The organism is Streptomyces sp. NPDC001868, assembly GCF_040297125.1.
Lineage (GTDB): Bacteria > Actinomycetota > Actinomycetes > Streptomycetales > Streptomycetaceae > Streptomyces.
The window spans coordinates 43,139-49,724 of record NZ_JBEOYO010000065.1 but is presented as its reverse complement, the minus strand read 5'-3'; the positions used below and the strand labels follow the sequence as shown (position 1 = coordinate 49,724).

The window sequence follows — 6,586 nt, the reverse complement described above, 5'->3', positions numbered from 1 at the left end:
CCCCTGAAGGGGCGCGGGGAACTGCGCGGCCGGCCCCCACCCACGCGCACCCGACAACGCACCCATGGGACGGGTAGGGGCGGCGGGGGGCGAGGGGTGTCAGGCGTCGGTGAAGCGCTCGCCCCTCTCCGCCATCTCCACCAGCAGCGCCGGCGGGGCGAACCGCTCGCCGTAGTGGTCGGCCAGTTCCCGCGCGCGGGTGACGAAGCCCGGAAGCCCGCCGTCGTAGCCGTTGATGTACTGGAGGACGCCGCCGGTCCAGCCGGGGAAGCCGATGCCGAAGAGGGAGCCGATGTTGGCGTCGGCGACGGACGTCAGGACGCCTTCCTCCAGCAGCCGGACGGTGTCCAGGGCCTCCGAGAAGAGCATCCGTTCCTGCATGTCCCGGAAGGGAATCCGGTGGCCGGGCCGAGTGAAGTGCTCGCGGAGGCCGGGCCAGAGCCTGGCGCGGCGGCCGTCGGGGGCGTAGTCGTAGAAGCCGGCACCCCCGCTGCGGCCCGGGCGGGCGAACTCGTCGACCATGCGGTCGATGACCGCTTCGGCCGGGTGCTCCACCCACGTACCGCCCGCCTCCTCCACGGCCCGCCGGGACTCGGCGCGGATCTTGCGGGGCAGGGTGAGGGTCAGCTCGTCCATGAGGGAGAGGACCTTCGCGGGGTAGCCGGCCTGGGCCGCCGCCTGTTCGACGGAGGCGGGCTCGATGCCCTCGCCCACCATCGCGACGCCCTCGTTGATGAAGTGGCCGATGACCCGGGAGGTGAAGAAGCCGCGGGAGTCGTTGACGACGATCGGGGTCTTCTTGATCTGGCGGACGAGGTCGAAGGCACGGGCCAGGGCCTCGTCGCCCGTCTGCTCGCCCTTGATGATCTCGACGAGCGGCATCTTGTCGACGGGCGAGAAGAAGTGCAGGCCGATGAAGTCGGACCGGCGGACGACGCCCTCGGCCAGCTCGGTGATGGGGAGGGTCGAGGTGTTGGAGCAGAGCAGGGCGTCCGGTGCCACGATCCCCTCGATCTCCTGGAAGACCTTGTGCTTCAGCTCCGTCTTCTCGAACACGGCCTCGATGACGGCGTCACAGCCCGCGAGGTCCGCCGGTTCGGCGGTGGGGGTGATGCGGGCGAGGAGCGCGTCGGCCTTCTCCTGGGTGGTGCGGCCCTTGGCGACCGCCTTGGCGCAGAGCTTCTCCGAGTAGCCCTTGCCCTTCGCGGCGGCTTCGGGCGTCACGTCCTTCAGGACGACGTCGATGCCCGCGCGGGCGCAGGAGTACGCGATGCCGGCGCCCATCATGCCGGCGCCGAGGACGGCGACCTTGCGGACCGGGCGGGGCTCGATGCCCTTGGGGCGGTTCGCCCCGGAGTTGACGGCCTGGAGGTCGAAGAAGAAGGCCTGGATCATGTTCTTGGAGGTCTGGCCCGCCGCCAGCTCCACGAAGTAGCGCGCCTCGATGATCTGTGCGGTCTCGAAGTCGACCTGGGCGCCCTCGACGGCGGCGGCGAGGATGCGGCGCGGTGCCGGGTAGGGCGCGCCGTTGGTCTGCTTGCGCAGGGTGGCGGGGAAGGCGGGCAGGTTCGCCGCGAACTTCGGGTGCGCGGGGGTGCCGCCGGGGATGCGGTAGCCGGGCTTGTCCCAGGGCTGCTGCGACTCGGGGTTGGCGTCGATGAACGCGCGCGCCTTGTCCATCAACTCGTCCTGGGTGGCGGCCACTTCGTGGATCAGGCCGTTCTCCAGGGCGCGCCGCGGGGTGTACTGGGTGCCCTGGAGCAGCACCTTCAGCAGGGCGTCGGTGATGCCCAGCAGCCGTACGGTACGGGCGACGCCGCCGCCTCCGGGCAGCAGGCCGAGGGTGACCTCGGGGCAGCCGATCTTCGAGCCGGGGGCGTCGAGGGCGACGCGGTGGTGGCAGGCGAGGGCCAGTTCGTAACCGCCGCCGAGGGCCGCGCCGTTGATCGCCGCGACGACCGGCTTGCCGAGGGTCTCGATGCGGCGCAGATTGCGCTTGATCTCCAGGCCTCCGTCGAACAGTGCCTGCGCGGTCTCGGGGGTGACCTTGATGAGGTCGCGGAGGTCGCCGCCGGCGAAGAACGTCTTCTTGGCGGAGGTGATGATGACACCGCGGATGGTGTCCTTCTCGGCCTCCAGGCGGTCGGTGATCACCGCGAGGGAGTCGCGGAACGCCTGGTTCATGGTGTTCGCGGACTGGTCGGGGTCGTCGATGACGAGGGTGACGAGGCCCGTGCGGTCCTGTTCCCAGCGGATGGTGGTGCTCTCGGTCATAACGGGGTCTCCGTAGAAGTCTCTTGGTTCCGCCGGGGTTTCAGACGCGTTCGACGATCGTCGCGACGCCCATGCCGCCGCCCACGCACAGCGTGACCAGCCCGTACCGCTTGTCCTGGCGTTCCAGTTCGTCGATGAGGGTGCCGAGGATCATCGCGCCGGTCGCGCCGAGCGGGTGGCCGAGGGCGATCGCGCCGCCGTTGACATTGACCTTGTCGAGCGAGAGGCCCATGTCGCGGACGAAGCGGAGCACCACGGCGGCGAACGCCTCGTTGATCTCGACGAGGTCGATGTCGTCGATGGTCAGCCCGGCCTTGGCGAGGGCCTTGCGGGTCGCGGGGGCGGGGCCGGTGAGCATGATGGTGGGCTCGGAGCCGGAGACGGCGGCGGAGACGATCCGGGCGCGGGGGCGCAGGCCGTAGCGCTCGCCGATCTCCTTGGTGCCGATGGCGACGAGGGACGCGCCGTCCACGATGCCGGAGGAGTTGCCCGCGTGGTGGACGTGGTCGATCTCCTCGACCCAGTGGTACTCCTGCAGCGCGACCGCGTCGAAGCCGCCGAGTTCGCCGATGTCCGCGAACGACGGCTTCAGCTTGGCGAGGGAGTCGGCGGTCGTGCCCGGCCGCAGGTGCTCGTCGTGGTCGAGGATCACGAGGCCCGAGCGGTCGGTGACGGGGACGACGGACCGGTCGAACCGGCCGTCCTTCCAGGCGGCCGCCGCCCGCTCCTGGGACAGCGCCGCGTATTCGTCCACATCGCGCCGGGAGAATCCCTCGACGGTGGCGATGAGGTCGGCGCCGATGCCCTGCGGCACGAAGTTGACGGCCAGGTTGGTCATCGGGTCGTTGAACCAGGCTCCGCCGTCCGAGGCCATCGGCACCCGGGACATCGACTCGACGCCGCCCGCGAGCACCAGGTCCTCCCAGCCCGAACGGATCTTCGCGGCGGCCAGGTTGACGGCCTCCAGACCCGAGGCACAGAAGCGGTTCTCCTGGACGCCTGCAACCGTGTCCGGCAGTCCGGCGGCGATGGCGGCGGTGCGGGCGATGTCGGAGCCCTGGTCGCCCACCGGGCCGACGACACCGAGCACGATGTCGTCGACGGCGGCCGGGTCGAGGGCGGGGAAACGGCGCCGGACCTCGTGGATCAGCCCGACGACGAGGTCGATGGGCTTGGTGCCGTGCAGGGAGCCGTTCGCCTTGCCGCGACCGCGCGGGGTGCGGATCGCGTCGTACACATACGCTTCGGTGCTCACGAGTCTGGCCTTTCCAGTGGCGGGAGGGTGCGGCCCGGGGGCCGGTGTCCGTCGGTGTCCTTGGCGGGGGCGTCCTTCAGGAGGCCCGCTATGCCCCAGTCGTGGGCCACGTCCGCCGTGTCGGCGCCGGGCTGGGCGGGTCCGGTGCGGACCGAGGCGGGGGTGGCGGAGAAGCGGGGCGCGGGCGCGGGCTGGGTGATGCCGCCGAAGTCGGTGAAGGTGCCCCGGGCCGCGAGATGCGCGTGCCGCGGGGCCTCGCGCAGCGACAGGACGGGGGCCACACAGGCGTCGGAGCCCTCGAAGACGGCCGTCCACTCGTCCCTCGTACGGGTCCTGAAGCGGGCCGCGACCGTCTCGCGCAGCTCGGCCCAGGCAGCCACGTCCTTGCGGGCCGGGGCCCGGTCGCCGATGCCGAGGAGGTCGACGAACTCCGTGTAGAACTGCTGCTCCAGGGCGCCGACGGCGATGTACCGGCCGTCGGCGGTCTCGTACGTGCCGTAGAAGGGGCAGCCGCCGTCGAGGAGGTTGGCGGCGCGGCGGTCCTGCCAGCCGCCGGCGGCGAGCATGCCGTGGATCATCGCGGAGAGGTGCGCGGTGCCGTCGACGATGGCCGCGTCCACGACCTGGCCGGCGCCGGTCGCGCGGGCGTGGTGGAGGGCGGCGAGGACGCCGACGACGAGATAGAGGGAGCCGCCCGCGTAGTCGCCGAGGAGGTTGGCGGGGGCGGGCGGCGGGGTGTCCGGGGAGCCGATCATGCCGAGGGTGCCGGTCAGGGCGATGTAGGCGATGTCGTGGCCGGCGCGCTGGGCGAGCGGTCCCTGCTGGCCCCAGCCGGTCATCCGGCCGTAGACGAGCGCCGGGTTGCGGGCGTGGCAGGTCTCGGGGCCGACGCCGAGGCGCTCGGCGACGCCCGGCCGGTAGCCCTCGATCAGGATGTCGGCGCGTTCGGCCAGGTCGAGGACGGTGTCCGGGCCGTCCGGTGACTTCAGGTCGACGATCACCGACCGCTTGTTGCGGTTGGTGATGTCGTACAGGGGGTTGACGGCGAGGCCCGCCCCGCCCGGCCGGTCGACGCGGATGACGTCGGCGCCGAGGTCGGCGAGGAGCATGGCGGCGAACGGTCCCGGGCCGATGCCCGCGAGTTCCACCACGCGCACACCGGCGAGCGGGCCGTGCCCGGGCGTCTTCGCCACTGTCATCGAGCCCCCATGCTCTGTGACCCAAACGATGCGACACGAACGATGTGACACAAACGATGTAACACCAGTGATGCTAAGAACACGTTCCACCGGGCACAAGCCCCGGGTGAGCAAACGCTTAGTCATTGTGCCCAATGGCGCCGTGCTCGTCAGCCCGCCCTGCCGGGCCCGGCCCGGGCTCAGCCGGCGTCCAGCTCCGCTATGAGCTTCTTCGGGGCGATCACGCGGTAGCTCTCCTCGACCCAGTCGCACAGCAGCTCCGCGGGCGGGGCACCCTTCTCCTCCAGCGGGACGCGCACCCACCCGGCCTTGCCCAGGCCGTACCCGGCGGGCTCGGCGCCGGGGCAGGTCAGGGCGTGGGCATGGGTCTCGTCGTCCCTGAGCTTCAGGGTGACGCCCAGGGGATAGCTGCCGTCGTCCGTCCCGAGGAACACGAACACCTTCTTGTTGACCTTCGCGACGCTCTCGCCCCAGGGGAACTCCTCGACCGCACCGGGCATCCCGAGGGCGAACTCGCGCACCTTCTCCCACTTTTTCAGGGCGTTCTTCGGTACGGTCACGGCCACCTCCGGATCCCGCGCACTCGACTGCTCGTCCCTCACGCTAGCCTCAGCCACCGACAACGGCGCGTGGGCGGGCCGTGGGCGAGGCTTGAGGGGTTACATGAGCAGCGGGCAGGGCAGGGCGGAGCGGGCGTACGACATCGTGCTCTACGGGGCCACGGGGTTCGTCGGGGAGCTCACCGCGGAGTATCTCGCCGCGCACGCGCCCGACGGACTGCGCTGGGCGATCGCCGGGCGCAACGCGGCGAAGCTCGCGGCGCTGCGCGAGCGGCTGCCCGGCGGCGCGGAGATCGGCGTGCTCCGGGCGGACGGGTCCGATCCGGACGCCGTCCGCGAACTCGCCCGGCAGGCACGGGTGGTGGCCACGACCGTCGGCCCGTACGTCCTCCACGGCGAGGAGCTGGTGGCCGCCTGCGCGGACGAGGGCACCGACTATCTGGATCTCACCGGTGAGCCGGAGTTCGTCGACCTGACGTTCGTCAGGCACGACGCACGCGCGCGTGAGACCGGCGCCCGTATCGTCCACGCGGCCGGCTTCGACTCCATACCGCACGACCTGGGCGCGTACTTCACCGTGCGGCAGCTCCCCGAGGACGTGCCGATCACCGTGGACGGGTTCGTGCGCGCCGAGGGCATGTTCTCGGGCGGTACGTTCAACTCCGCGCTCACCGGGTTCTCGCGCGCCCGGCAGACGATGGCCGCCGCGCAGGACCGCAAGCGGCACGAGCCGCGTGTCGTGGGGCGGCGGGCGTACGCGCCGGTGAGCGCGCCCCGGTTCGCCAAGGAGGTCGGGGCGTGGGCGCTGCCGCTGCCGACCATCGACGCGCAGGTGGTGCAGCGCTCGGCGCGCGCCCTGCGGCGCTACGGTCCGGACTTCCGCTACCGCCACTACGCGGCCGTGAAGACCCTCCCCTTCGCGGTGGGCGGGGTGGCCTTCGTCGGCGCGGTCGTCGCCGCGGCCCAGGTGCCGCCCGTGCGGCGCTGGCTGGGCGACCGGCTCAAGCCGGGTGAGGGGCCGAGCGAGGAGAAGCGGGCGAAGAGCTGGTTCTCGGTGCGGTTCGTGGGCGAGGGCGGCGGGCGCCGGGTCTTCACGGAGGTCGCGGGCGGCGATCCCGGTTACGGCGAGACGGCGAAGATGTTCGCCGAGTCCGCGCTCTGCCTGGCCTTCGACGACCTCCCGGCCACGGCGGGGCAGGTCACGACGGCGGTCGCGATGGGCGACGCGCTGATCGAGCGGCTGCGCGCGGCGGGGATCACGTTCCGGGTGGCGGCATCCCAGTGACGCCCGCGCGTCC

Annotated in this window: 5 protein-coding genes; 1 reads left to right on the top strand and 4 read right to left on the bottom strand. The window is 72.0% G+C overall.

The window, feature by feature from the left end:
* Window positions 1-99 precede the first annotated feature (99 nt).
* The 4 genes from ABT147_RS41225 to ABT147_RS41210 all read right to left on the bottom strand — a co-directional run bounded on the left by ABT147_RS41225 (window position 100) and on the right by ABT147_RS41210 (window position 5,288).
* Complete coding sequence (locus tag ABT147_RS41225) at window positions 100-2,274, bottom strand: 3-hydroxyacyl-CoA dehydrogenase NAD-binding domain-containing protein (RefSeq protein WP_351416328.1); 2,175 nt, start codon at window positions 2,272-2,274, stop codon at window positions 100-102.
* Between the two features lie 40 nt (window positions 2,275-2,314).
* A complete protein-coding gene (locus ABT147_RS41220; RefSeq protein WP_351416326.1) occupies window positions 2,315-3,529 on the bottom strand; it encodes an acetyl-CoA C-acetyltransferase in 1,215 nt (404 codons plus the stop codon).
* Window positions 3,526-4,728: a CaiB/BaiF CoA transferase family protein gene (locus ABT147_RS41215; protein WP_351416324.1), complete on the bottom strand. Its 1,203-nt coding sequence runs from the start codon at window positions 4,726-4,728 to the stop codon at window positions 3,526-3,528. Before ABT147_RS41215 ends, ABT147_RS41220 begins: the two co-directional genes overlap by 4 nt.
* Window positions 4,729-4,907: 179 nt before the next feature.
* Entirely contained in the window at window positions 4,908-5,288 is a 381-nt protein-coding gene (locus tag ABT147_RS41210; protein WP_351416322.1) for an MmcQ/YjbR family DNA-binding protein, read from the bottom strand.
* A gap of 103 nt (window positions 5,289-5,391) precedes the next feature.
* On the opposite strand from ABT147_RS41210, the gene ABT147_RS41205 reads away from it, so the two are divergent.
* Entirely contained in the window at window positions 5,392-6,573 is a 1,182-nt protein-coding gene (locus tag ABT147_RS41205; protein ID WP_351416320.1) for a saccharopine dehydrogenase family protein, read from the top strand.
* Window positions 6,574-6,586 lie beyond the last annotated feature (13 nt).